The following is a 22,925-nucleotide window of genomic DNA, read 5'->3' as shown; positions in this document are numbered from 1 at the left end:
GCGCGGCGCCCGCCCCGCGGGAGCGTTGATGCCCGCCCCGTTCCGCGCTTCATTGCGCGGAACGGCAGATCGAGGATGTTCCCCGCATGAATGCGCCCGCCAGCCCGGCCCCGGCGCGCCCCATGGCGCGCGGCCGTATGTTCTTCGCCAACCCCGGCCCGACGAACATCCCCGATTCCGTGCTGCTCGCCACCGCGCGCGCCAGCATCGACTTCAACGACCCCGCCTTCCTCGCCGTCTATGATTCCTGCGTCGCAGGGCTGAAGAAGGTGCTGAAGACCACGCAGCACCTGTTCATGTACACCGCCTCCGGCCACGGCGCCTGGGAGGCCTCGCTGGTCAACACCCTCTCGCCCGGCGACCTCGTGCTGATTCCCGAGACGGGCTACTTCTCCGACTCCTGGGCGAAGATGTGCGGCGCGCTCGGCTTCGAGGTGCGGATGGTGCCCGCCGACTGGCGGCGCGGCTGCGAGATCGCCGCCATCGAGGCCGCCCTGGCCGAGGACATGGCCGCGCCGGCCGGCCCGCGCATCAAGGCCGTCTGCTGCGTGCACAACGAGACGGCCGCCGCCACCCGCCTGCCCATCGAGCAGGTGCGCGCGGCCATGGACCGCAGAGCCCACCCCGCGCTGCTGATGGCGGACACCATCTCCTCCCTCGGCTGCTACGATTTCCGCATGGACGAGTGGCGCGTGGATGTCTGCGTCGGCGGCAGCCAGAAGGGGCTGATGCTGCCCACCGGCTTCAGCTTCACCGGCGCCTCCGAGAAGGCGCTGGCCGCGCACCGCGCCAGCACCCATCCGCGCCACTACTTCGACTGGACGGAGATGCTCGCGCGCCGGCACAAGAGCTTCGTGGGCACCGTGCCGGTCACGCTGTTCTACGGGCTGGCCGAGGCGCTGCGCCTGATGCTGGAGGAGGAGGGGCTGGACAACGTCTTCGCCCGCCACGCCCGGCTCGCCCGCGCGGTGCGCGCCTGCGTGCAGCACTGGTCGGGCAACAATGGCCCGCAGCTCTTCTGCCAGAACCCCGAACGCTACTCCGACAGCGTGACGGCCGTGTGGATGCCCGAGGGCCATGACGCCGAGGCGGTGCGCCGGATCGCGCTGGAGCGCTTCAACGTCTCCACCGGCGGCGGGCTCGGCAAGCTCGCCGGCAAGGTGTTCCGCATCGGCCATCTGGGCGACCTGAACGAGCCCATGGTGCTGGGCACGCTGGGGGCCATCGAGATGGCGCTGGGGCTGGCCGGCGTGCCGCACGCCAAGGGCGGCGTGCAGGCGGCGATGGAGAGCCTCTCGGCGGGGTGATCACCCCCGCCGGAAGATCAGGCCCCGCGCGCGGCCGGCGTTGACCGTCAGGCTGCGCGCGTCCTCCGCCAGCACCGCGTCCGCCCAGGCATCGAACAGCACCGAGGGCATGTGCACGCGCAGATGCCGGGGGCCGAGCGCGGAGACGCGCCCGCGCGTGCCGCGGCGGATGGGCCCCTCGATCGTCAGGCTCTCGCCCTCGATGGTCCAGGTCGCGCCGATCTCGGCGCAATGCCAGGCGCCGTCCAGCGGCGGCACGGGGCAGGGCTCGGCGCGGCGGAAGGTCAGGCGGCGGCCGGCGTCCAGCTCCACCTCCATCGCCCCCTCGCGCGGCGGGGCGAGGCGGAAGGGGAAGCCCCCGCGCAGGGCGGCGAGGCGGCCATCCTCCGTCGGCGTCAGGCCGAAAGGCACGCCATGCATGCGCGCGGTGCGGTGCGGGCCGATGTCGAGCGAGAGCCCGGCCTCGGCGCAGAGCCAGCTTCCCTCCGCCCCGTCCAGCGCCACCGGCGGCGGCGGCGGGGCGAGCGCGGCATCGCCCTCCAGCGCGGCCTCCAGCACGCTCAGCGCCATCTGCTGCGGGTCGAGCGTGGCGTTGTTCGCCAGGACGATGACGGTGAGGCGGCGGGAGGGCACGCGCAGGAAGGCGCTCTTGTAGCCCGGCCAGAGCCCGCCATGGCTCACCGTGGCCACGCCGCGCCAGCTCCCGTTCTCCAGGCCCCGCGCATAGGGGTTCATCGCGCCGCCGGTGAAGGGCGCGGGCTCCTCCAGCGCCGCCTCGGTGCCCGCGCCCAGGCTGCCGAGCGAGAGCGAGCGCGCCCAGAGCGCTAGGTCCTCCACGCCGGAGACGAGCCCGCCCTCGCCGCCCAGCGGGAAGCCGTGCGCCGCGCGCCGCCAGCCGCCCGCGCCATCGGGCAGGTAGCCGGTGGCGAGGCCGGGCACGGGGGTCGAGAGATCGGGCGTGTGGCGCGTGCGCGTCATGCCGAGCGGGGCGAAGACGCGCCGCTCCAGCCAGGCGGCCAGCGGCTCGCCCGAGACGGCCTCCACCACCTGGCCGAGCAGGCGGAAGCCCGTGTTGGAGTAGAGGAAGCGGCTGCCCAGGGCGAAGTTCAGCCCATCCTGGCGGCGGATCAGCGCATCGAGCTCCGCCTCCGTGACGGGGGTGGAGAGGTCCGCCCCGCCGAGCCGGGCGATTTCCAGCATGTCCCGCAGCCCGCCGGTGTTGCGCATCGCCTGGTCGAGCGTGACGGCGGCGAGCGGCGGGGGCAGGCCGGGCAGGTGCCGGCCGAGCGCATCCTCCAGGCCGAGCTTGCCCTCCCTTGCCAGCATCAGGATGGCGGCGCAGGTGACGTGCTTGGAGACGGAGGCGATGCGGAAGGTGGTGCCGAGCCCGATGGGCACGCCCAGTTCGATGGAGGCGAGGCCGGCTGCGCGGCGCAGCAGCAGCACGCCGTCGCGCGAGACGCCGATGGCCGCGCCCGGCGTCTCCGCCAGCGGCACGAGCATCTGGCCGACGCGGCGTTCCAGCCGCAGCAGGTCGAGGTCCCTCATCTTCGGAAAACTCCCAGGCGGCGGGAGCTTAGCCGGTTTCGATACGGGGGCGCCATGCGCGTTCTGATCCTGGGGGCCGGCGGGCACGGCATGGCGGTGTGCGAGGCGGCGCGGGATGCGGGCTTCGCCGTGGCGGGCTTCCTCGATGCGCGCGCCCCCCTGCCCGATGTGCTGGGCCTGCCCGTGCTGGGCACGGAGGCGGCGCATGACGGCGGGCCGCTGCTCATCGCCATCGGGGCCAATGCGGCGCGGCTCGCGGCGGCGGAGAGGCTGGGCGCGCCGCTGCCCGTCCTGCGCCACCCCTCGGCGGTGCTGGCCCGCAGCGCCCGGCTGGCCGAGGGCGCGGTGGTGATGCCGCGCGCCGTGCTGGGCGCGGCGGCGGAGGTGGGGCGGCTCGCGCTCGTCAACACCGGCGCGATCCTCGAGCATGAGGTGGTGCTGGAGGAGGGCGCGCATGTCGCCCCCGGCGCGGTGGTCTGCGGCGCGGCGCGGGTGGGCCGGGCGGCGGTGATCGGCGCGGCGGCGGTGCTCGCCCCCGGCGTGCGCGTCGGCGCGGGCGCGGTGGTGGGGGCGGGGGCGGCGGTGCTGGCCGATGTACCCCCGGGCGGGCGGGTGGGCGGCGTGCCGGCCCGGCCGCTCGGATGACGCGCCGCCCGCCGCCTTGCCGTCCCGCCGGCCCGTCACATTTCGTAAAGGCGGCGGGGCCGATACCGCAGGTTGCGGCGAGATTCCGGCGTTCCCGCGCGGCGCGGCAGCGGCTACTCTGCCGGGATGGATCACGCCTTCCAGAACGGGTGAGGTGCTTCGGATGAAGTGGAAGATCGGCACCGCCACGGCCCTCGCGGGCGCCTTCGCCGCCGGCATCCTGGTGGGCCCGCTGGTCGGCGCCATCGCCCAGCAGGACAGCGGGCGGGCCGAGACCTACCGGCTGCTGCAGCTCTTCGGCGATGTCTTCGCCCGGGTGCGCGCCGAATATGTCGAGCCCGTGCAGGACCGCGACCTGGTGGAGAACGCCATCAACGGCATGCTCACCGGCCTCGATCCGCACAGCGCCTACCTCAATCCGCGCAACTTCCGCGACATGCAGGTGCAGACGCGCGGCGAGTTCGGCGGCCTCGGCATCGAGGTGACGCAGGAGGGCGGCTTCATCCGCGTCATCTCCCCGATCGACGACACGCCGGCCGCGCGCGCGGGCATCCGGCCCGGGGATTTCATCACCCACCTCAACGGCGCCACCACCCAGGGGCTGACGCTGCAGGAGGCGGTGGACCAGATGCGCGGCGAGCGCGGCACGCAAATCCGCCTCACCATCCGCCGCGAGGGCGAGCAGCGGCCCATCGAGCTCACCATCACCCGCGACGTGATCCGCCCGCAGGTGGTGCGCTTCCGGCTGGAGGGGAACGATGTGGGCTACATCCGCGTCACCTCCTTCAACGAGCAGACGGAGGTGAACCTGCGCCGCGCCGTGACCACGCTGCGCAACCAGGCGGGGGGCAACCTGCGCGCGCTGGTGCTCGACCTGCGCAACAACCCGGGCGGGCTGCTGGACCAGGCCGTGCAGGTGGCCGACGACCTGCTGGACCAGGGCGAGATCGTCTCCACCCGCGCCCGCCGCAGCGAGGACGCGCAGCGCTGGAACGCCCGCAGCGGGGACATCACCCAGGGCCTGCCCATCGTGGTGCTGATCAACGGCGGCTCGGCCAGCGCCTCGGAGATCGTGGCCGGCGCGCTGCAGGATCATCGCCGCGCGGTGGTGATCGGCACGCGCAGCTTCGGCAAGGGCTCGGTGCAGACGGTGATGCCGCTCGGCGGCAACAACGGGGCCATCCGCCTCACCACGGCGCGCTACTACACGCCCTCCGGCCGCTCGATCCAGAACACCGGCATCGAGCCGGACATCGAGGTGCGCGCGACGCGGCAGGATCCGCAGCAGGCCAACGCCACCCCGCCGCGCGAGCGCGAGCAGGATTTGCGCCGGTCGCTGCGCGCCGATGGCGGCACGCCGCCCGCGCCCAGCGTGCAGCCCGCGCCGCTGAACCTGCCCCCGGGCCTCGCCGAGCGCATCCAGCGCCAGCCGCCCGAGGGCTTCCCCGCCTTCGACGCGACGCGGCCCGAGACGGATTTCCAGTTGCAGCAGGCGCTGGTGCTCGCGCGCGGGCTGGCGGCCAACCCGCAGCGCCGCGCCCAGCGCTGAGGCCAAGCCCCCGGCCCGCCGATGACCGAGGAGGCGGAGGAGGCCCCGCCGCGCCGCCGGGGCTGGCGCTGGCTCGGCCTGTTCTGGGCCGTCTGGCTCCTGCTGTTCGGCGCGGGCTTCGCCACCCTCGCCTGGCTGGGGCCGCCGCCCGCGCCGGTGGTGGCGGAACAGCCGGCGCCGCCCGAGGCCGCGCCGGCGCCCGCGGCGGCCGAGTCCGCCTCCGCCGCGCCCTCGCCCCTGCCGGCGCTGGCGGCGGGCCAGGCCTCGCCGCACATCGACGGGCGGCTGGTGGAGCCCTCGCCCCAGGGGCTGCTGCCGCGCATCGGGGCGGATGGGCGCATGCCCATGCGCGTCTATGCCCGCCCCTTCGACCGCAACGACCCCAGGCCGCGCGCCGCGCTGGTGGTGGGCGGGCTCGGCATGAACGCGGCGTTGACGGAGCAGGCCATCCAATCCCTGCCGCCGGCCGTGGGCCTCGCGTTCAGCCCCTATGCGCCGCGCCCCTATCCTCTGCTCGAACGCGCGCGCGAGCGCGGCTTCGAGACGCTGGTGGCCATCCCCATGGAGCCCACCGGGTTCCCGCTGAACGACCCGGGCCAGCAGGCGCTGCTGACCGGGCTCGGCTGGGCGGAGAATGCGCGGCGGCTCGACTGGGTGCTCTCCCGCTACGCCGGCCATGTGGGGGCGATCGGCGCGCTGGGCCCGCTGCGCGGCGAGCGTTTCGCCGCCCTGGCCGAGCCGCACGGGCAGATGCAGGCGGTGCTGGCGCAGCGCGGCCTGCTCTACATAGACGCCCGGCCCGGCGCGCCCTCGCCCAGCCGTGCCTGGGGCCGCAGCCTGGATGTGGTGCTGGACGAGCCGCCCACCCGCGCCGAGATCGAGCTGCGCCTCGCGGAGCTGGAGCGCCTGGCGCGCGAGCGCGGCGCGGCGCTGGGCTATGCCGGCGAGGCGAGCCCGGTGGCCATCGCGCGCATCGCCGCCTGGGCCGCCGGGCTGGAAAGCCGCGGCGTGGTGCTGGCCCCGCCCTCCGCCCTCGCCCGCGCGCCCGCGCCGGACATCCCGCCGCCCCGGGCCGAATCCGCCCCCCGCCCCGCCGTGCAGAGCCGCCCATGACCCTGCTGCCCTATCGCCCCAATGTGGGCGCCGTGCTGTTCAACCGAGACGGCCTCGTCTTCGTCGCCCGCCGCGCCGATCTGCCCAACGCGGAGGGCGCGCCGGGCGGCTGGCAGTTGCCGCAGGGCGGCATGGACGAGGGCGAGGACCCCGCCCTGGCCGTGTTGCGCGAGCTGGAGGAGGAGATCGGCACCGCCCGCGCCGAAATCCTGGCCGAGCACCCGGAGTGGATGACCTATGACCTGCCGCCCGAACTGGTCGGCAAGGCGCTGGGCGGGAAGTATCGCGGCCAGCGGCAGAAATGGTTCGCGCTGCGCTTCACGGGCGAGGATTCCGACATCCGCCTCGACCTCGACCCGCACCCGGAATTCGACGCCTGGCGCTGGGCGCGGCTGTCCGAGCTGCCGGGCATGGCGGTGGCCTTCAAGCGCGAGATCTACGAGCGGCTGGCGCGGGATTTCGCGCGGTTTGCGGGTTAGGGATCAAAACGCCTCGAACAGCACCTTGCTCGCCAACCCCAGCCCCAGCAGCGCGAGCCCCATGGACATCCCCGGCCAATAGGGCCGCGCGCCGAACTGCAGCACCAGCGCATTGGCGGCCAGCGAGCCGAGCAGCCCCGCCAGCGGCTGCCACCAGGGGAACTTCCAGAAGCCGAACACCAGCAGCGCCAGCCACATCGCGAAGGCGGAGCGCCCGAGGAAGCGGAAGGCGCGGTCCGCCGGCTCGTATTCCGGCCGCAGCCCGGGGGTGGAGCAGCGCGCCTCGATCATCCCCGCGATGCCGAGGCAGACCAGCGAGAGGAAATAGGGGTCCATCGCCCCGCTTTGCCGGAAGCGCGCGCCCGGGTGAAGATGGGACGAGATCAGGAAGGACGCCCCCCTTGCGCAAGTTCCGGAGCACCGAGCGCTACGTCGCCACGCGGGAGCTGGAGGTCGCGGTCAACGCCGCGGTCGCGCTGCAGCGGCCGCTGCTGGTGAAGGGCGAGCCCGGCACGGGCAAGACCGTGCTGGCGCAGGAGATCGCGCACAGCCTCGGCCTGCCGCTGATCGAGTGGCACATCAAGTCCACCACCAAGGCGCAGCAGGGCCTCTACGAATACGACGCGGTGAGCCGCCTGCGCGACGGCCAGCTCGGCGACGAGCGGGTGCGCGACATCTCGAACTACATCGTGAAGGGCAAGCTCTGGGAGGCCTTCGAGAGCGACACGCCCGTGGTGCTGCTCATCGACGAGATCGACAAGGCGGACATCGAGTTCCCCAACGACCTGCTGCTCGAGCTCGACCGCATGCAGTTCCACGTCTACGAGACGAGGCAGACGGTGGTGGCGAAGCACCGCCCCATCGTCGTCATCACCTCCAACAACGAGAAGGAGCTGCCGGACGCCTTCCTGCGCCGCTGCTTCTTCCACTTCATCCGCTTCCCCGACCGCGAGACGATGGAGCGCATCCTGCAGGCGCATTACCCCGACCTGCGCGCGGAGCTGGCGCGCGAGGCGCTGGAGGTGTTCTTCCGGATCCGCGAGGTGGGCGAGCTGAAGAAGAAGCCCGCGACCTCCGAGCTGCTGGACTGGCTGAAGCTGCTCATGATCGAGGACATGCCGCCCGAGGCCCTGCGCAGCAGCGACCTCAAGGTGGCGCTGCCGCCGCTCTACGGCGCGCTGCTCAAGAACGAGCAGGACGTGCACCTGTTCGAGCGGCTCGCCTTCCTCTCCCGCGCGCGGCGGCAGTAGCGGCCATGTTCGCCCCCTTCATCCACGAGCTGCGCAAGGCGGGGCTGCCGGCCTCGATCACCGAATGGCTCGCGCTGATGGGGGCGATGAAGGCCGGCGTGGCGGCCTACGACCTCGAGGATTTCTACTACCTGGCGCGCACCACGCTGGTGAAGGACGAACGCCACCTCGACCGCTTCGACCGCGTCTTCGGCGAGGTGTTCAAGGGGCTCGAGCAGCCCACCACCGTCACGGGCGAGATCATCCCGCGCGCGCTGCCGGAGGAGTGGCTGCGGAAGCTCGCCGAGCGCTTCTTCACCGCCGAGGAGATGGCGAAGATCGAGGCGCTGGGCGGCTTCGAGGCGCTGATGGAGACGCTGCGCCAGCGCCTCGCCGAGCAGCAGCGCCGCCACCAGGGCGGCAGCCGGATGATCGGCACCAACGGCACGAGCCCCTTTGGCGCGGAGGGCTACAACCCCGAGGGCGTGCGCATCGGGCAGGAAGGCTCGCGCCACCGCCGCGCCGTGAAGGTGTGGGACAGGCGCGAGTTCCGCGATCTCGACGACGATGCCGCACTCGGCGCGCGCGCGATGAAGCTCGCGCTGCGCCGGCTGCGCCGCTTCGCCCGCCAGGGCGAGGCGAGCGAGCTCGACATGGAGGGCACCATCGGCGCCACGGCGCGCAACGCCGGCACGCTCGACCTGCGGCTGCGGCCGGAGCGGCGCAACGCGGTGAAGGTGCTGCTGCTGCTCGACATCGGCGGGTCCATGGACGACCACATCCGCGCCTCGGAGGAGCTGTTCGGCGCGGCGAGGAGCGAGTTCAAGCACCTCGTCCACCTCTACTTCCACAACTGCCCCTATGAACGGTTCTGGAAATCGAACCGCCGCCGCCACGAGCAGATGATCTCCACCTGGGAGGTTCTGCGCACCTACGGCCCCGACTGGCGCGTGGTCTTCGTGGGCGACGCCTCCATGGCGCCCTACGAGATCCTCGAGCCCGGCGGCAGCGTGGAACACTGGAACGAGGAGGCGGGAAAACTCTGGCTGCGGCGGATCACCGCGCATTTCCGCCGCGTGGCCTGGCTCAACCCGGTGCCGCAGAAGCACTGGGGCTACACCACCTCCATCGGCCTCATCCAGGACGCGATGGAGGGGCGCATGTTCCCCCTCACGCTGGAGGGGCTGGACGGGATGGCGAAGGCGCTGCGGTAGCGGGGGCGTTCAGTTCTTGACGCCGGGGGCGATCGGCCGGCGCGGGTCCGCCCAAGGTCCATCTGTCCGGCGAGGCGTCGGAGGCATCCTGCGTGCAAGCTGGCGGCCGCCGGTACGGGGCGGGCTATCGGCCTCGCTCGATCTTTTCCAGCTCCGCCCAGAATTCCTTGAAGACCTGTTCGCGGATCAGGCGATCCATCGTGCCGCCCGTGGCGCGGTCCGGGTGGAACCGTTCCGCGAAAGCCCGCTTGGCTCTCTGGAACTTGCCTCGGTCCTCCGCCATGTCGGGCGGGGCTCCGCCCGCTCCGCTCGAGCGCAGGGAGTCGAGCTCTCTCTGCTGGGCGGCAATGACGGCTCTGGCCTGCTCCAGCTCCTCGCGAAGCTGCTCTCGCTGCCGGATCACCTCCCGGCCAGCGGCCTTGAGCCTGTCGATCTGGGCCTGAAGCGCCGCGATGGTGTCGCTTTCTTCCGAGGGAGGGAACGACTCGCCGGATTCGCTGTGCGTGCCGGGGTGACGAGCGAAGAGTCTCTCAATGCCCCAAGCCAGAAGCGCGAGCGGTCCCAGTACCAGCATCCAGATGAGAAGCAGATCGGCCATGATCGTCCTCGCGGTCCGGTCCATCGCGGCGCTGCGGGTGCCGGAGACCTTTGCCCGTGAAAGTCACCACCGCGCGAAACTGCGCTCCACCCGCGCCAGGAAGGCCTCGCGCTGCGCCAGCGTGGCGCGGTTCATGTCGTAGAGCGCGTGATACTCCACCTTCGCGCGGCCCGCGTTCAGCAGCCGCAGGTAGCGCGTCACCGCCTTGCGCGGCGGGTCGCCCACCATCCAGGCCGCCCAGCGCGGGCGCCCGTAGGTGACCACGCCCGCGATGCGCGTCAGATGCGTCAGCGCCGGGCGCGCCACCCCGTCCACCAGCTCGAAGGAGACGCCGGGCAGCAGCACCCGGTCCATCCAGCCCTTCAGCATGGCCGGCAGCGAGAAGCACCAGGTGGGATAGACCAGCACCAGCGCCTCGGCGCGCTGCAGCCGCTCGACATGGCCCGCGACAGGCGCGCGGTTCAGCGCGGGGTCGTGGTAGTTGCGGCGCTCCTCGGCGCTCAGCACGGGGTTGAAGCCCTCGGCGTAGAGGTCGCAATCGTCCACCTCATGCCCGGCGGCGCCGAGGCCCCGCAGCACCGCGGCATGCGTGGCGGCGTTGAAGCTCTCGGGCAGGGGATGCGAGAAGAGGACGAGAACACGCATCAGAAGGGGCTCCGCGCATGCGCGTGCTGATGGTCTATTGCCACCCGCGCGAGGACAGTTTCTGCGCCGCGCTGCGCGATGCGGCACTCGAGGCGCTGCGCGCGAAGGGGCACGAGGTGGAGTTGCGCGACCTCTACGCCGAGGGTTTCAACCCCGTGCTGAGCGCCGAGGAGCGCGGCGTCTATCACGACCTCGCGCGCAACCGGGAGGGCATCGAGGCGGAGGTGGCGCAGCTCCAGCGCGCCGAGGCGCTGCTGCTGGTCTATCCCACCTGGTGGTACGGAATGCCGGCCATGCTGAAGGGCTGGTTCGACCGCATCTGGGTGCCGGGCGTGACCTTCACGCTCGGCGCGGGCGCCATCGAGCCGAAGCTGACGAACATCCGCCGCCTGGGCGTGGTCACGACCTATGGCTCGCCCTGGTGGCTGCTGCTCTATCTCGGCTGGCCCGACCGGCGCGTGATCGCGGGCGGCGTGCGCCGGCTGATGGCGAAGGAGTGCCGGGTGGACTGGCTCTCGCTGAACCGCATGGACCATCGCGGCCAGGCCGAGCGCGAACGCTTCCTCGCGCGGGTGAAGCGGCGCCTTTCGGCCTGGTGATACGGTCGGCATGTTATGCCGACCGTATCGCGCGCAGGGTTGACGGGCACCCATCGAAGCTTTGCTTCGATGGGACCCGGTGTGGCGGCTGCGCGCCAAAACAAGGGCATACCAGCGGCCGCATCGCCTGCTCAGGAGTCGAAATCAGCGGCCGCTGGTATGAGATCATCCCACCGCGCCCGCGAAGAGCGGATCGAGCTCGCGGTGATCGGGCGGCGTCGCGTCCAGCACGCGGCCGGCGCGCAGCACGATGCGGTCCGCCTGCGGGCGGGCGAGCCACTCCGTCATGCCGCGCGCCCGGAACAGCACGAGATCGGCCGCCGCCCCGGGGCGGATGACTCCGGCCCCGATCCCCATGGCGCGCGCCGGGTTGCGCCCCGCCGCGGCCGCCCAGCCCGCGGGCGGATGGTCGAGATGCAGGATGCGCGTCGCCTCGCGGAACACCTCCACCATGTCGAGGTCGCCATAGGCGTAGAACGGGTCGCGCGTGTTGTCGGAGGCGACGGAGACGTTGATGCCCGCCGCGCGCATCTCGTGCAGCAGCGTCACGCCGCGCCAGCGCGGGGTGCGGCCGGGCGCGCGGTCCTGCAGATACATGTTGCACATGGGCAGGCTCACCACGTCGAGCCCCGCCTCGGCCACGCGCGCGATGGTCTCGCGCGCGAAGGCCTCGGGCTGCACGGCGAGGGAGCAGCAATGGCCCACCTGGATGCGCCCCCTGAAGCGGCGGCGCAGCGCCACCAGCGCGATCTCGCGCAGGCCGCGCGCGCCCTGCTCGCCGCTCTCGTCCACGTGAAGGTCGAGATCGAGCCCGCGCGCCTCGGCCAGCGCGAAGAAGCGCTCGAGCATCGGCACATAGTCGGGCGGCAACGTGTCGTGCACGCCGCCCGAAAGCCGCGTGACCATGCCGAGCACGCCGCCCGATTCCGCCACCAGGTCGGCCAGCTCCTCGCCCTGCGGGCCGGCGAAGCGGTCGAGCGGCGCGATGGAGACCATCTGGATGGCGATGCGCCCCGCCCAGGCCGCCCGCAGCTCGCGGAACACGCGCCAGGTGGTGTGCGCGTGCGGCAGGTAGCTGTCGAGATGGGTCCGGACGGCCACCGTGCCGTGCGCCAGCGCGCAGCGCAGGGCGAAGTCGGCGCGGGCGGCGATGTCCTCGGCCGTCCAGGCCGCGCCGCGGTCGCGCGTCACGGCCTCCAGCGCGCCGGCGAAATCGCCGGTGGCGTTGGCCATGCGCGGCCAGATATGGCCCTTGTCGAGATGGGTGTGCGCGTCCACGAAGCCGGGCCAGAGCTGGCCGCCCTCGAGGGAGACGCCCTCCTCCGCGCTGCCGGCGGGGGCGAGGGCGGCGATGCGCCCCTCCTCGATCCGCACGTCGAGGCGCAGCAGATCCTGCGCGTCGGGGCGGGCGGGCGCGCCTTCGGCGAGGCTCGCCGGCACGCGCGCATCCCGCAGCCAGAAGCGCGCGCCCGCCTCGCGCAGCGCGGCGCGCAGGGCCTGCATCATCGCGGCTCTCCCGCCTGGGCGCTCTCGTGCCAGCGCCGCAGCAGCAGGTGCGACAGGAGCGAGAGCGCGAGGAAGATCGCGATGCCCGTGCCGGAGACGAGCACCAGCGCGGCGAACATGCGCGGGATCTGGAGCTGGTAGCCCGCCTCGAGGATGCGGTAGGCGAGGCCCGAGGCACGCCCGCCCGTGCCCGCCACGAACTCCGCGACGATCGCCCCGATCAGCGCGAGCCCGCCCGAGATGCGCAGCCCCGCCAGGAAATAGGGCATGGCCGATGGCAGCTTCAGCCGCCACAGCACCTGCCAGCGCGAGGCGCCGTAGAGGCGGAACAGGTCCTCGAGGTTGCGGTCGGTGCTGTTCAGCCCGACCGTGGTGTTGGAGAGGATGGGGAAGAAGGCCACGATCCAGGCGCAGATCAGCAGCGCCGCGCGCACGTCGTCCACCCAGATGATGATGAGCGGCGCGATGGCGACGATGGGCGTCACCTGCAGCACCACCGCGTAGGGAAAGAGGCTCATCTCCACCACGCGCGACTGCGCGAAGAGCACCGCGAGCAGCAGCCCGAGCGAGGCCGCCACCGCCAGCGCCGCGAAGGTGATCTGCAGCGTCACCAGCAGCGAGACGGAGAGCGAGGACCAGTCCCGCGCGAGCGTCTGCGCGATCAGCACGGGCCCGGGCAGGATGAAGGGCGGCACCTCGTTCGCGCGCACCGCCCATTCCCAGCCCGCGAGGAACAGGAAGCCGAGCAGGGTGGGCGCGAGCCAGCGCAGCAGCCGGGCGGCCCCCATCACGCGCCCTCCATCGCCTCGGCCAGCGCGTGGCTCACCTCGCGGCAATGCGCGGCGTAGGTGGCGGAGGTGCGGAACTCCGGCGCCGCGCGGTCCTCCGCGGGGACGGAGAGCTCGCGCACGATGCGCCCCGGTCGCGGGGCCATGACGACGATGCGCTCGGCCAGGAAGACGCTCTCGAAGACGGAATGGGTCACGAAGATCACCGTGAAGCGCTCGGCGCGCCAGAGATCGAGCAGATCCGCGTTGAGGCGGAAGCGCGTGATCTCGTCCAGCGCCGCGAAGGGTTCGTCCATCAGCAGCAGGCGCGGCTTCGTCACCAGGGCGCGCGCGATGGAGACGCGCATCTTCATCCCGCCCGAAAGCGCGCGCGGATAGGCGTGCTCGAAGCCCGCGAGCTCCACGCGCGCCAGCATCTCGGCCGCGCGCGCCTCCGCCTCGCGCCGCGGCGTGCCGGCGAGCTCGAGCGGAAGTGCCACGTTGCGCAGCGCGCTGGCCCAGGGCATCAGCGTCGGCTCCTGGAAGACGAAGCCGATCGACCGCCGCGCGGCCGCATCCGCGGGGAAGTCGAGCGCGCCCTCGCTGACGGGGATGAGTCCCGCGATCATGCGCAGCAGCGTGGACTTGCCGCAGCCCGAGGGGCCGAGCAGCGCGAGGAAATCCCCCCGCGCGATGTCGAGGTCCACGCCCTGCACGGCCAGGGTGCCGGTGGCGTAGCGCTTGGCCACGCCGCGCAGCGAGACGAGCGCGCTCAGCTCAGCCCCACCCGCTTGTTGACGAAGCGCAGGTCGTAGGCGCGGCGGAAATCCATGCCCGGCGGGTTCACGCCCGCATCGCGCGTCGCGTTGTAGAAGCTCTCCCAGCGCGCGTCGGTCATCGCGCCGATGCCCAGGCGCTCCGCGTCGCCGCTCATCACGATGCCCATCTCGTTCATCACGCGGATGGCGTAGTCGATGCGCTCCTGCGTCATCTCCGGGTTGTCGCGCATGATGAGGCGGTTCGCGCCCTCGATGTCCTGGCGGCGCATGTACTGCGTCCAGCCCTCGATGGTGGCGTTGACGAAGCGCTGCAGCAGGTCGCCGCGCTCCTCCACCATGCGGCGGCTGACGTTGATGGTGCAGTTGTAGTTCTCGTAGCCCGCATCGGCGATGAGGAAGACGCGCGGCCGCGCCCCGGCCTGGATGGCGCTGAAGGGCTCGGAGCTGAGGAAGCCCTGCTGGATGGCCATGCGGTCGGCCAGCCAGGGCTGGATGTTGAAGGTGTAGGGGCGGATCTGCTCATCGGTGAAGCCGAAGCGCGCGCGCAGGAAGGGCCAGTAGGTGGTGCGGCCCGCCGCGCCCACCAGGATGGGCCGGCCGCGCATGTCCTCGAAGCGGGTGATGCCGTTGCCCTCATGCGTCATCAGGATCTGCGGATCCTTCTGGAAGATCGCGCCGATGCACAGGAAGGGGATGTTCTCGCGCGCGAAGTTCAGCGCCTGGAAGCCGTTGCCCATGATGGCGTCCACCCGGCCGGCGATAAGGAGCTGGGCGGGGTTCTGCTGCGGCCCGCCCATGCGGATCTCGCACTCGATGCCGTGGCGGCGGTAGATGCCGGCCGCCACCGCCTGGTAGTAGCCCCCGTGCTCGGCCTGGGCGCGCCAGTCCGTCTGGAAGGTGATGCGGTCGAGCGGCTGCGCATGGGGCACGCGCGCCCCGGGCACCGCGGCCAGCGAGAGGGCGACGCCGCCGCCGAGCAGCGCGCGCCGTTCGATCCGGTAGCGAGTGCGCATCCTGTCCTCCATCGCGCCTGTGGCGCAGCATGTTGGGGCCGGCGGGCCGGAGGGAAGCAGCTAGCCTTGCGGCGGGTGGGGCCGCAAGCGCCTTCCCTGCCCGCGCGCGCGGCGGCTCTGCCCACGCGGCGGGCAGGGGGCGCTCAGGCGAGGCGCTCCGCGAGTTCCGTGAGCGAGGCCACGCGCTCCGCCCCGTGCTCCTCCGCGTCATGCAGCTCCCCCCACAGGCCGCGCGGCAGGAAGATGGCGCGCAGCCCGGCCGCCCGGGCGGGGGCCACGTCATTGTCCAGCCGGTCGCCCACATAGGCGATGCGCGGGGGCGGCGCGCCGGCCGCCTCCACCACCCGGGCGAAGAAGCCCCGATCGGGCTTGGCCACGCCCCAGGTGGCGGAGGTGGCGATGAAGGCCGCCCCGAGCCCCAGCGCGCCCAGCGCCTCGGCCACGCCGGGTGGCTGGTTGCCGGCGATGCCGATGCGCAGCCCGGCGCGGCGCAGCCTGGCGAAGGCGGGGCGCACATCGGGGTAGAGGTCGCCCTCCTGCGGGATTTCCAGCGGGGCAAGGCGGGCGCGCTCGGCGCGGATGTCGAGGCCGGGCGCGAGTTCCCGCACCGTGCCGCCGATGCCCTTGCCGGCGGCCAGGCCGGCGCGCAGCGCGGCGAGGAAATCGGCCTCCCCCATGCCCAGAAGCCCGGCCCAGCCGCGCCAGAGCCGCGCCTCGTCCACGAGCACGCCGCCCACGTCGAACACCACCCAGCGCACGCCGCCGCCCTGCATGGCGGGCAGCTTCGCCATGCGGCCCCGCGCGCACAAGCGGGTTGACCCGGGGGCCCTGGCTTCCCAAGCTTTGTTCCGAAGCATGAACACGCCCCTCACGCCGGGCATTCCGCCCATCGCCGCCGCCTCGGGGCTCGACCAGCGGGCCACGGCGGTGCTGCGCGAACTCATCGAGGTCTATGTCCAGACCGGCGAGCCGGTGGGCAGCCGCACCCTGTCGCGCCGGCTGCCCCTCAACCTCTCGCCCGCCTCCATCCGCAACGTGATGGCGGATCTGGAGGAGGCCGGGCTGCTCTACGCCCCGCACACCTCCGCCGGGCGCCTGCCCACCGAGCGGGGCCTGCGCCTCTTCGTGGACGGGCTGCTGGAGTTCGGCGACCTCTCGGAGGAGGAGCGCGAGGCCATCGCCGCGCGCTGCGCCGCGCATGGCCGCAGCCTGCAGGAGACGCTGGCCGAGGCGGGGCAGATGCTCTCCGGCCTGGCCGGGGCGGCGGGCCTCGTCGTCGCGCCCAAGGGCGAGGCGCCGCTGCGCCACATCGAGTTCGTCCCTCTCGGCCCCGGCCGCGCCCTGGTGGTGCTGGTGCAGGGCGACGGGCGGGTGGAGAACCGCGTGATCGAGGTGCCCCCGGGGCTGCCGGCCTCGGCGCTGGTGGAGGCGGGCAACTACCTCAACGCCCGCCTTGCCGGCCGCACGCTGGAAGAGGCGCGCGGCCTGGTGGCGGAGGAGATCGCCGCCAACCGCACCGCGCTCGATGCGCTGACCACCCAGGTGATCGAGGCCGGGCTCGCCACCTGGGCCGGCGGCGGGGCGGGGGCGCTGATCCTGCGCGGCCAGGCGCGGCTTCTCGAGAACATCGAGAACCTGGCGCGGGTGCAGGAGATCCAGGCGCTGTTCGAGCGGCTGGAGGCGCAGGAGACGACGCTGCGCCTGCTCGAGCTCGCCCAGCGCGGCGAGGGGGTGCAGATCTTCATCGGCGCGGAGAGCGGGCTGTTCTCCAGCGCCGGCCTCTCGGTCGTCGTCGCCCCCTTCCGCAACGGGCAGGAGCGCATCGTGGGCGCCATCGGCGTGATCGGCCCCTCGCGGCTGAACTACGGCAAGGTGATCCCGGTGGTGGACTACACCGCGCGGGTGATCGGCCGGCTGCTGGGTTGATCGCGCCCCCGCGCCCGACTACCTGAAACGCCATGACGACGGACCCGAACACGCCGCCCCCGGAGGCCGCCCCCGCCGAGGCCGCGCCCGCCCCGGAGCCGACGCCCGAGAGCCGCATCGCGGCCCTCGAGGCCGAGCTGGCCGAGATGCGCGACCGCTGGCTGCGCGCCGAGGCGGAGGTGCAGAACACCCGCCACCGCGCGCGCGACGAGGTGGAGAAGGCGCGCAACTTCGCCATCCAGAAATTCGCCGCCGATCTGGTGGAGGCCGCCGAGAACCTCCGCCGCGGCCTCGACCTGCTGCCCCCGCCCAGCGAGGGCGAGCCCGAGATCATCGCCAAGATGCGCGGCGGCTTCGAGGGGGTGGAGCGCTTCTTCCTCCAGCGCCTCGAGGCCAATGGCGTGGTGCGCAAGCCCGCCCAGGGCCTGCCCTTCGACCCCGAATGGCACCAGGCGATGAGCGAGGCCCCCGCCCCCGAGGGCGTGGCCGCCGGCACGGTGCTGCAGGCCTGGTCCAGCGCCTGGGCGCTGAACGGGCGGCTGCTCAAGCCCGCCATGGTGGTGGTGGCCGGCCAGCCGGCCGAGCCCGCGCCCGCCCCCACGGAATAGGGCGTCATCCCAGCGGCCGCCGGGATGATGCCGCCCCTGTCAGGCCTGGGGCTCCTCCGCCCGCGCCGCGCGCCCCTCGGCGCGGGCGCGCGCCCACACCTCGCGCGCCGCATCCAGGTTCAGCCAGGCGACACCGAGCCCCACCACCACATCCGGCCAGATGGAGGGGTGCAGCGCGGTGGCGAGCCCCGCGCCGATGATCGCCATATTGGCCAGCGCGTCGTTGCGCGCGGAGAGGAAGGCGGCGCGCGCCAGGCTCGCGCCATGATGGCGATGCCGGGCCAGCAGCAGCGCGCAGCCGAGGTTCACCGCCAGCGCGCCGAGGGCGGTCAGGCTCAGCGCGAGGGGCCCGGGCGGCGCGCCGGAGAGCAGCTTCTGCGCCAGCGCCCAGAGGAAGGCCGCGGCCGGCACCAGCATCAGCCCCGCCAGCACCGCCCCCAGCCGCGCCCGCGCCGCTAGGCTCCATCCCAGCCCCACGAGGATGAGCAGGTTGACCGCCGCATCCTCCAGGAAGTCCACGCTGTCGGCCAGCAGCGAGACGGAGCCGATGGCGAGCGCCACCCCGAACTCCACGCCGAAATAGCCGAGGTTGAGCAGGGCGACGACCGCCACCGTGCGGCGCAGCGCCGCATCCGCCGCCGCGTTCATGCCGAGAAGGGCAGGGCGAGGCCGGGCTCCGGCCAGGGCGTCGAGACGAGCTTCCCGGTGGTGGAGAGCGTGACATAGGCCGTGCGCCGATCCGGCCCGCCGAAGCAGATGTTGGTCGGCATCGGCTCGGGCATCTTCGCCACGTGGAGGATTTCCCCCCGCGGCGAGACGGTGGTGATCTCGCCGCTCACCAGCGTCGCCACCACGATGTTGCCGGCCTCGGTGACGGCCAGGCTGTCCAGCCGCCGGAAGCCCGGGAACTGGCAGAGCAGATAGCCGCCATGCGGGCTGGGCCAGGGCGCGTGGCGCAGCCGGCCCGGCCCCATGATGTCGAAAGCCCAGAGGCGGCCCGTCTCCGTCTCCGCGACGTAGAGCGTCTCGCCCTCGGGGCTGAGGCCGATGCCGTTCGCGCCCCCCGGCACGGGAAAGGCGGCCTCGACGATGCGCGAGCCGTCGAGCGCCGCCCAATAGACGCCGCCATGGTCGCGGTCCCGCGCGCGCACCTTGCCGAGATCGGTGAACCAGAAGCCGCCCTTGCCGTCGAGCACCAGGTCGTTCGGCCCCTTGAGGCGATGCTCGCCGCAGCGGTCGTAGAGGGTGCGGATGCGGCCGGTGGCGATGTCCACCACCTCGATCCGCCCGCCCGAATAGTCCGGCGCCTGGCCGATGGGGCGCAGCATCCCCGGCGAGTCGTGCCAGGCGAAGCCGCCATTGTTGCACAGGATCAGCGTGCCCTCGGGCCCGGGCGCGAGCCCGTTGGGCCCGCCCCCCGGCGTCGCGATCACCCGCGCCGTCCCGTCCGGCGCGATGCGGGTGATGGTCCCGCGCGCGATCTCGACCAGGATCACCGAGCCGTCGGCCATCGCCACCGGGCCTTCGGGGAAGCGCAAACCTTCCGCCAGCACCGTCCACTCCATGCCGCCCTCCCCTTTTGGCGCGCGTCAGGATGCGCCACCCTCCCGCCCCCCGCCAAGGGAGGAGGCAAGGCATGGACCCCGTGACGCTCGCGGTGCTGGAGGCGCGACTCTCGGCCATCGTGGAGGAGATGGGCGAGGCGCTGCTGCGCACCGCCTACAGCCAGATTCTGAACTCCTCGCGCGACTTCTCCATCGCCGTGACGGACGGGGCGGGCCGCCTCGTGGCGCAGGCCGACCACATCCCCGTGCATGTCGGCGCCATGCCCTTCGCCGCGCGCGCGGTGCGCGAGGCCTTCGCCGGCGAGATGCGCCCGGGCGACGTGTTCCTGCTCAACGATCCCTGGCATGGCGGCTCCCACCTGCCCGATCTCACCCTCGTCCTGCCCGTCTTCGCGGAGGGCGAGCCGCTCTTCTTCGCCGTGGTGCGCGCGCATCAGAGCGACATCGGCGGCGCCACCCATGGCGGCTACAACCCGGGCGCGACCGAGATCTGGCAGGAGGGGCTGCGCATCCCGCCCATCCGGCTCGGTGAGAACGGCGCTCTGCGGCCCGATCTGGTGGCGATGCTGGCACTCAACACCCGCATCGGGCGGGATTTCGAGGGCGACCTCGCGGCCATGCTGGGCGCGGCGAAGCTGGGGGCGGAGCGGCTCTCCGCCCTGGCCGCGCAGCACGGCGCGGCGACGCTGATGCAGGCGGTGGAGGAGATTCTCGCCCTCTCCCACGCTCATGCCGCGCGCATCCTGCAGGGCTGGCCGGATGGCACCTGGAAGGGCGAGGCCTTCCTGGACGATGACGGGCATGGCCGCACCGACATCGCCATCCGCGCCACCTGCACCAAAGAGGGCGGCACGCTGACGGTGGACCTCTCGGACTCCGACGACCAGGTGGCGGGCTTCGTCAACTCCTCCTATCCGAACATGGTCAGCGCGGTGAGCATGGCCTTCGCCTACCTGCTCGATCCGGAGGTGGCGAAGAACGACGGCGCCTTCCGCGCGCTCAAGGTCGTCGCGCGCGAGGGCAGCGTGGTCTGGGCGCGCGAGGGCGCGGCGGTGACGCTCTGCACCAGCCATTGCAGCAACGAGATCGTGGAGGCGGTGATCCGGGCCATGCAGCACTGCTGCCCCGGGCGCGCGATGGGCGGCTGGGGCCGGCGCTTCCGCATCGCGCTGACGGGGCGCGACGCGCGGCGGCCGGGGCGGCGCTTCGTCTGGCACCTGTTCCACGCGCGCCCGGGCGGCGGCGGCCATGCGCGCGGCGATGGATGGTCCTGCGCGGGGGAATGGCACAGCGTGGGCGGGCTGAAATTCGGCAGCGTGGAGATGGCCGAGGCGCGCTTCCCGCTGCATTTCCGCCACCACGAGTTCCTGCCCGGCTCGGCCGGGCGCGGGGAGTTCCGCGGGGGCTTCGGCGCGCGGCTCGAACTGGTGGTGGAGAGCGACGGGCCCGCGCGCGCCAACACCGCGGGCGACGGCGCGCGCCACGGCAGCGCGGGCATCTGCGGCGGCGAGGACAGCCCGCCCCACCGCTACGCGCTGCGCCGGGCCGACGGGTCGGAGCGGGTGCTGCGCACCAAGGAGACGGGCGTGGTCATCCAGCCGGGCGAGGTGATCGAGGTGCGCTCGGCCGGCGGCGGCGGATGGGGCGATCCCGCGCGGCGCGACCCCGCGCGCATCGCGGAGGACGAGGCGGAGGGGCTGCTCTGATGCGCTATGTGATCGGTGTGGATGTGGGCGGCACCTTCACCGACGTGGTGGGGGTGGACGAGGAGGGGAACGAGCACCTCGCCAAGGCCGCGAGCACGCCCGAGGACCAGAGCCTGGGCGTGATGCAGGGCCTCGCCAACCTCGCGGCGGCGTTGCGCCTGACGCTGGGGGAGCTGCTCGACTCCACCGTGCGCATCGTGCACGGCACGACGGTGGCGACGAATGCGCTGCTGGAGCGGCGCGGCGCGCGCGCGGCGATGCTCACCACCGAGGGCCACCGCGACGTGATCGCCATGCGCGAGGGGCTGAAGCCCGCGCGCTACGACCTGCGCCTGCCCGCGCCGCCGCCGCTGATCCCGCGCCGGCTGCGCCTTCCCGTGCGCGAGCGGCTGCGCCCGGACGGGCGCGTCGAAATCCCGCTCGACCTCGCCAGCCTGGACGCCGCCATCGCGGCGCTGCGCGCGGCCGAGGTGGAGGCGGTGGCGATCTGCTTCCTGCATTCCTGGGCCGATCCGCGCCACGAGCACGCGGCGGCCGCGCGCGTGCGCGCCGCGCTGCCGGGCGCCTATGTCACCTGCTCGGCCGATGTGCTGCCGCAGATCAAGGAGTACGAGCGCTTCTCCACGGCGGCGGTGAACGCCTATGTGGGCCCGCCCGTGGCCCGCTACCTCGGGCGGCTGGAGGAGCGGCTGCGCGCGGCGGGCTGCGCCGCGCCGGTCTTCGTCATCCTCTCGCATGGCGGGGTGACGCCGATCGCCGAGGCGGCGCGGCTGGCGGCCGGCACCGCGCTCTCGGGCCCCGCGGGCGGGGTGGCGGCGGCAGTGGCGCTGGCGCGGCGCGGGCTGGGCGCGGCGGCGGCGGAGGGTCTGAATCGGACGGGCCAGCCCCCGTCCGATGACCGCAGCGCCGAAGGGCGCGAAGGTCTGAATCGGAGGGGCGAACACATCGTCACCTTCGACATGGGCGGCACCTCCACCGACATCGCCCTCGTCACCGATGGCGCGGCGGCGCTGGGGCGCGGGCGCGAGGTGGGGGGCGAGCGCATCGCGCTGGACAGCCTCGACATCATCACGCTGGGCGCGGGGGGCGGCTCCATCGCGCATCTGGGCGCCGGGGGCACGCTGCAGGTCGGCCCGCGCTCGGCGGGGGCGCGGCCGGGCCCCGCCTGCTACGGGCGCGGCGGCACGGAGCCCACGGTGACGGACGCGAATCTCGTCCTCGGCTATCTCGACCCCGCCTCCTTCCTCGGCGGGGCGCAGCGGCTCGACGAGGCGGCGGCCCGGGCCGCGGTGGGGCGGCTGGCGGCGCAGCTCGGGCTTTCCGCCGAGGCGGCGGCGCTCGGCATCCATCGCCTGGTGAACGCGCGCATGGCCGATGGGGTGCGGGTGGCGACGGTGCGGCGCGGGGTGGACCCGCGCGGGGCCACGCTGCTCGCCTTCGGCGGCGCGGCGGGGCTGCACGCCAGCGCCGTGGCGCGGGATCTCGGCATGGCGCGGGTGGCGGTGCCGCTCTTCGCCGCCGGGCTCTCGGCCTGGGGCATGCTGCAGACGGAGCTGCGCTTCGAGACGGCGCGCAGCGTGCTCGGCGCGGAAGCCCTGCCGGAGGACGCCGCCCTGGCCGCGCTCTTCGCCGGGCTGGAGGAGGAGGCGCGCGCCCGCGTGGCCGCCTGGCATGGCGGGGAGATCGCGCTGAGCCGCGCCGCCGACATGCGCTATGGCGAGCAGGTGTTCGAGGTGAGCGTGCCGCTGGACGGCGTGCCCGCCACGCGCGAGGGGCTGCGCGCCGCCTTCCATGCGCGGCACCGCGCCCTGTTCACCTATGACCTGCCGGGCGAAGAGGTGGTGCTGGTCACGGCGCGGGCGGCCGCGCGCGGGGTGTTGCCGCCCATGCCGCGCCGCGCCGCGGGGGCGGGGCTGCCCGCCTCGCCGCTGGGCGAGCGGCTGTGCCGGCTGGAGGAGGGCGAGCGCGGCCTGCCCGTGTTCGCCTTCGAGGCCCTGGCCGCGGGGCAGACGCTCACCGGCCCGGCCATCGTGGAGAGCGCGACGACGACCGTGCTGCTGCTGCCCGGAGATGAGGCGCGGATGCGCGCGGAGGGCTGGCTGGAGATCGCGCCCGGCGCGGGATGAGCC

The 22,925-nt window shown here is 73.5% G+C and carries 23 protein-coding genes; 12 read left to right on the top strand and 11 right to left on the bottom strand.

Annotation, left to right across the window (positions count from 1 at the left end; translation table 11 throughout):
- Positions 1–122 precede the first annotated feature (122 nt).
- Positions 123–1,307 carry a pyridoxal-phosphate-dependent aminotransferase family protein gene (locus H596_RS0101175; protein WP_027283330.1) on the top strand — a complete coding sequence of 395 codons (1,185 nt, stop codon included), beginning with the start codon at positions 123–125 and terminating at the stop codon, positions 1,305–1,307.
- On the opposite strand, the gene H596_RS0101170 is transcribed toward H596_RS0101175, so the two are convergent.
- On the bottom strand, positions 1,308–2,855 hold the full coding sequence (locus tag H596_RS0101170; RefSeq protein WP_027283329.1) for a serine hydrolase domain-containing protein: 1,548 nt from the start codon (positions 2,853–2,855) through the stop codon (positions 1,308–1,310). It lies immediately after the preceding gene.
- A gap of 54 nt (positions 2,856–2,909) precedes the next feature.
- Between H596_RS0101170 and H596_RS0101165 the strand changes: the two genes are divergently transcribed.
- The 4 genes from H596_RS0101165 to H596_RS0101150 all read left to right on the top strand — a co-directional run bounded on the left by H596_RS0101165 (position 2,910) and on the right by H596_RS0101150 (position 6,641).
- Complete coding sequence (locus H596_RS0101165; protein ID WP_027283328.1) at positions 2,910–3,500, top strand: NeuD/PglB/VioB family sugar acetyltransferase; 591 nt, start codon at positions 2,910–2,912, stop codon at positions 3,498–3,500.
- Positions 3,501–3,663: 163 nt separating this feature from the next.
- Entirely contained in the window at positions 3,664–5,049 is a 1,386-nt protein-coding gene (locus H596_RS0101160) for a S41 family peptidase (protein ID WP_037299488.1), read from the top strand.
- A gap of 21 nt (positions 5,050–5,070) precedes the next feature.
- Positions 5,071–6,162, top strand: coding sequence for a divergent polysaccharide deacetylase family protein (locus H596_RS19520; RefSeq protein WP_051212221.1), 1,092 nt, complete (start codon positions 5,071–5,073; stop codon positions 6,160–6,162).
- Positions 6,159–6,641: an RNA pyrophosphohydrolase gene (locus H596_RS0101150; protein WP_027283326.1), complete on the top strand. Its 483-nt coding sequence runs from the start codon at positions 6,159–6,161 to the stop codon at positions 6,639–6,641. Before H596_RS19520 ends, H596_RS0101150 begins: the two co-directional genes overlap by 4 nt.
- 3 nt (positions 6,642–6,644) lie before the next feature.
- Here the strand turns inward: H596_RS0101150 and H596_RS0101145 are convergent, their stop codons facing one another.
- A complete protein-coding gene (locus H596_RS0101145; protein ID WP_027283325.1) occupies positions 6,645–6,977 on the bottom strand; it encodes a hypothetical protein in 333 nt (110 codons plus the stop codon).
- 65 nt (positions 6,978–7,042) lie between these two features.
- On the opposite strand from H596_RS0101145, the gene H596_RS0101140 reads away from it, so the two are divergent.
- Positions 7,043–7,891 carry an AAA family ATPase gene (locus H596_RS0101140; RefSeq protein ID WP_027283324.1) on the top strand — a complete coding sequence of 283 codons (849 nt, stop codon included), beginning with the start codon at positions 7,043–7,045 and terminating at the stop codon, positions 7,889–7,891.
- A 5-nt stretch (positions 7,892–7,896) separates the two neighbouring features.
- Complete coding sequence (locus H596_RS0101135) at positions 7,897–9,084, top strand: vWA domain-containing protein (RefSeq protein WP_027283323.1); 1,188 nt, start codon at positions 7,897–7,899, stop codon at positions 9,082–9,084.
- 124 nt (positions 9,085–9,208) lie between these two features.
- On the opposite strand, the gene H596_RS0101130 is transcribed toward H596_RS0101135, so the two are convergent.
- Together H596_RS0101130 and H596_RS0101125 are read right to left on the bottom strand one after the other, a co-directional pair.
- The gene (locus tag H596_RS0101130; RefSeq protein WP_156909988.1) at positions 9,209–9,682 is read right to left on the bottom strand and encodes a cell division protein ZapB; all 474 of its coding nucleotides are present in this window, start codon (positions 9,680–9,682) and stop codon (positions 9,209–9,211) included.
- 63 nt (positions 9,683–9,745) lie between these two features.
- Entirely contained in the window at positions 9,746–10,327 is a 582-nt protein-coding gene (locus tag H596_RS0101125; RefSeq protein WP_027283321.1) for an NAD(P)H-dependent oxidoreductase, read from the bottom strand.
- Positions 10,328–10,344: 17 nt separating this feature from the next.
- Here H596_RS0101125 and H596_RS0101120 point away from each other — a divergent pair, with 17 nt between their 5' ends.
- Positions 10,345–10,926: an NAD(P)H-dependent oxidoreductase gene (locus tag H596_RS0101120; protein WP_027283320.1), complete on the top strand. Its 582-nt coding sequence runs from the start codon at positions 10,345–10,347 to the stop codon at positions 10,924–10,926.
- 165 nt (positions 10,927–11,091) lie between these two features.
- Here H596_RS0101120 and H596_RS0101115 read toward each other — a convergent pair whose 3' ends face one another.
- From H596_RS0101115 to H596_RS0101095, 5 genes are all read right to left on the bottom strand, one after another.
- Entirely contained in the window at positions 11,092–12,432 is a 1,341-nt protein-coding gene (locus tag H596_RS0101115) for a cytosine deaminase (protein ID WP_245583924.1), read from the bottom strand.
- Positions 12,429–13,220: an ABC transporter permease gene (locus H596_RS19515; protein ID WP_037299485.1), complete on the bottom strand. Its 792-nt coding sequence runs from the start codon at positions 13,218–13,220 to the stop codon at positions 12,429–12,431. Before H596_RS19515 ends, H596_RS0101115 begins: the two co-directional genes overlap by 4 nt.
- On the bottom strand, positions 13,220–13,948 hold the full coding sequence (locus tag H596_RS19510) for an ABC transporter ATP-binding protein (RefSeq protein WP_245583923.1): 729 nt from the start codon (positions 13,946–13,948) through the stop codon (positions 13,220–13,222). Before H596_RS19510 ends, H596_RS19515 begins: the two co-directional genes overlap by 1 nt.
- Before the next feature lie 23 nt (positions 13,949–13,971).
- Positions 13,972–14,991, bottom strand: coding sequence for an ABC transporter substrate-binding protein (locus H596_RS0101100; RefSeq protein WP_027283318.1), 1,020 nt, complete (start codon positions 14,989–14,991; stop codon positions 13,972–13,974).
- A gap of 143 nt (positions 14,992–15,134) precedes the next feature.
- A complete protein-coding gene (locus H596_RS0101095) occupies positions 15,135–15,782 on the bottom strand; it encodes an HAD family hydrolase (RefSeq protein WP_051212220.1) in 648 nt (215 codons plus the stop codon).
- A gap of 64 nt (positions 15,783–15,846) precedes the next feature.
- Between H596_RS0101095 and hrcA the strand changes: the two genes are divergently transcribed.
- Positions 15,847–16,917: a heat-inducible transcriptional repressor HrcA gene (hrcA, locus tag H596_RS0101090; RefSeq protein ID WP_027283316.1), complete on the top strand. Its 1,071-nt coding sequence runs from the start codon at positions 15,847–15,849 to the stop codon at positions 16,915–16,917.
- Positions 16,918–16,949: 32 nt separating this feature from the next.
- Positions 16,950–17,525 carry a nucleotide exchange factor GrpE gene (locus H596_RS19505; RefSeq protein WP_037299480.1) on the top strand — a complete coding sequence of 192 codons (576 nt, stop codon included), beginning with the start codon at positions 16,950–16,952 and terminating at the stop codon, positions 17,523–17,525.
- Between the two features lie 39 nt (positions 17,526–17,564).
- Here H596_RS19505 and H596_RS0101080 read toward each other — a convergent pair whose 3' ends face one another.
- Both H596_RS0101080 and H596_RS0101075 read right to left on the bottom strand, forming a co-directional pair.
- Entirely contained in the window at positions 17,565–18,173 is a 609-nt protein-coding gene (locus H596_RS0101080; RefSeq protein ID WP_027283315.1) for a cation transporter, read from the bottom strand.
- Positions 18,170–19,090, bottom strand: a complete 921-nt coding sequence (locus tag H596_RS0101075; RefSeq protein WP_027283314.1) for an SMP-30/gluconolactonase/LRE family protein — start codon at positions 19,088–19,090, stop codon at positions 18,170–18,172. The genes H596_RS0101080 and H596_RS0101075 overlap by 4 nt, the downstream gene beginning before the upstream one ends.
- A gap of 71 nt (positions 19,091–19,161) precedes the next feature.
- Here H596_RS0101075 and H596_RS0101070 point away from each other — a divergent pair, with 71 nt between their 5' ends.
- Together H596_RS0101070 and H596_RS0101065 are read left to right on the top strand one after the other, a co-directional pair.
- The gene (locus H596_RS0101070; RefSeq protein WP_027283313.1) at positions 19,162–20,796 is read left to right on the top strand and encodes a hydantoinase B/oxoprolinase family protein; all 1,635 of its coding nucleotides are present in this window, start codon (positions 19,162–19,164) and stop codon (positions 20,794–20,796) included.
- The gene (locus tag H596_RS0101065; RefSeq protein ID WP_027283312.1) at positions 20,796–22,922 is read left to right on the top strand and encodes a hydantoinase/oxoprolinase family protein; all 2,127 of its coding nucleotides are present in this window, start codon (positions 20,796–20,798) and stop codon (positions 22,920–22,922) included. Before H596_RS0101070 ends, H596_RS0101065 begins: the two co-directional genes overlap by 1 nt.
- Positions 22,923–22,925: the final 3 nt, after the last annotated feature.

Source organism: Rubritepida flocculans DSM 14296, from assembly GCF_000425365.1.
In the GTDB taxonomy this organism is placed as follows: Bacteria; Pseudomonadota; Alphaproteobacteria; order Acetobacterales; family Acetobacteraceae; genus Roseococcus; species Roseococcus flocculans.
Note: the sequence above shows the minus strand (reverse complement) of the source record. Positions and strands in the feature narration are given on the sequence as shown.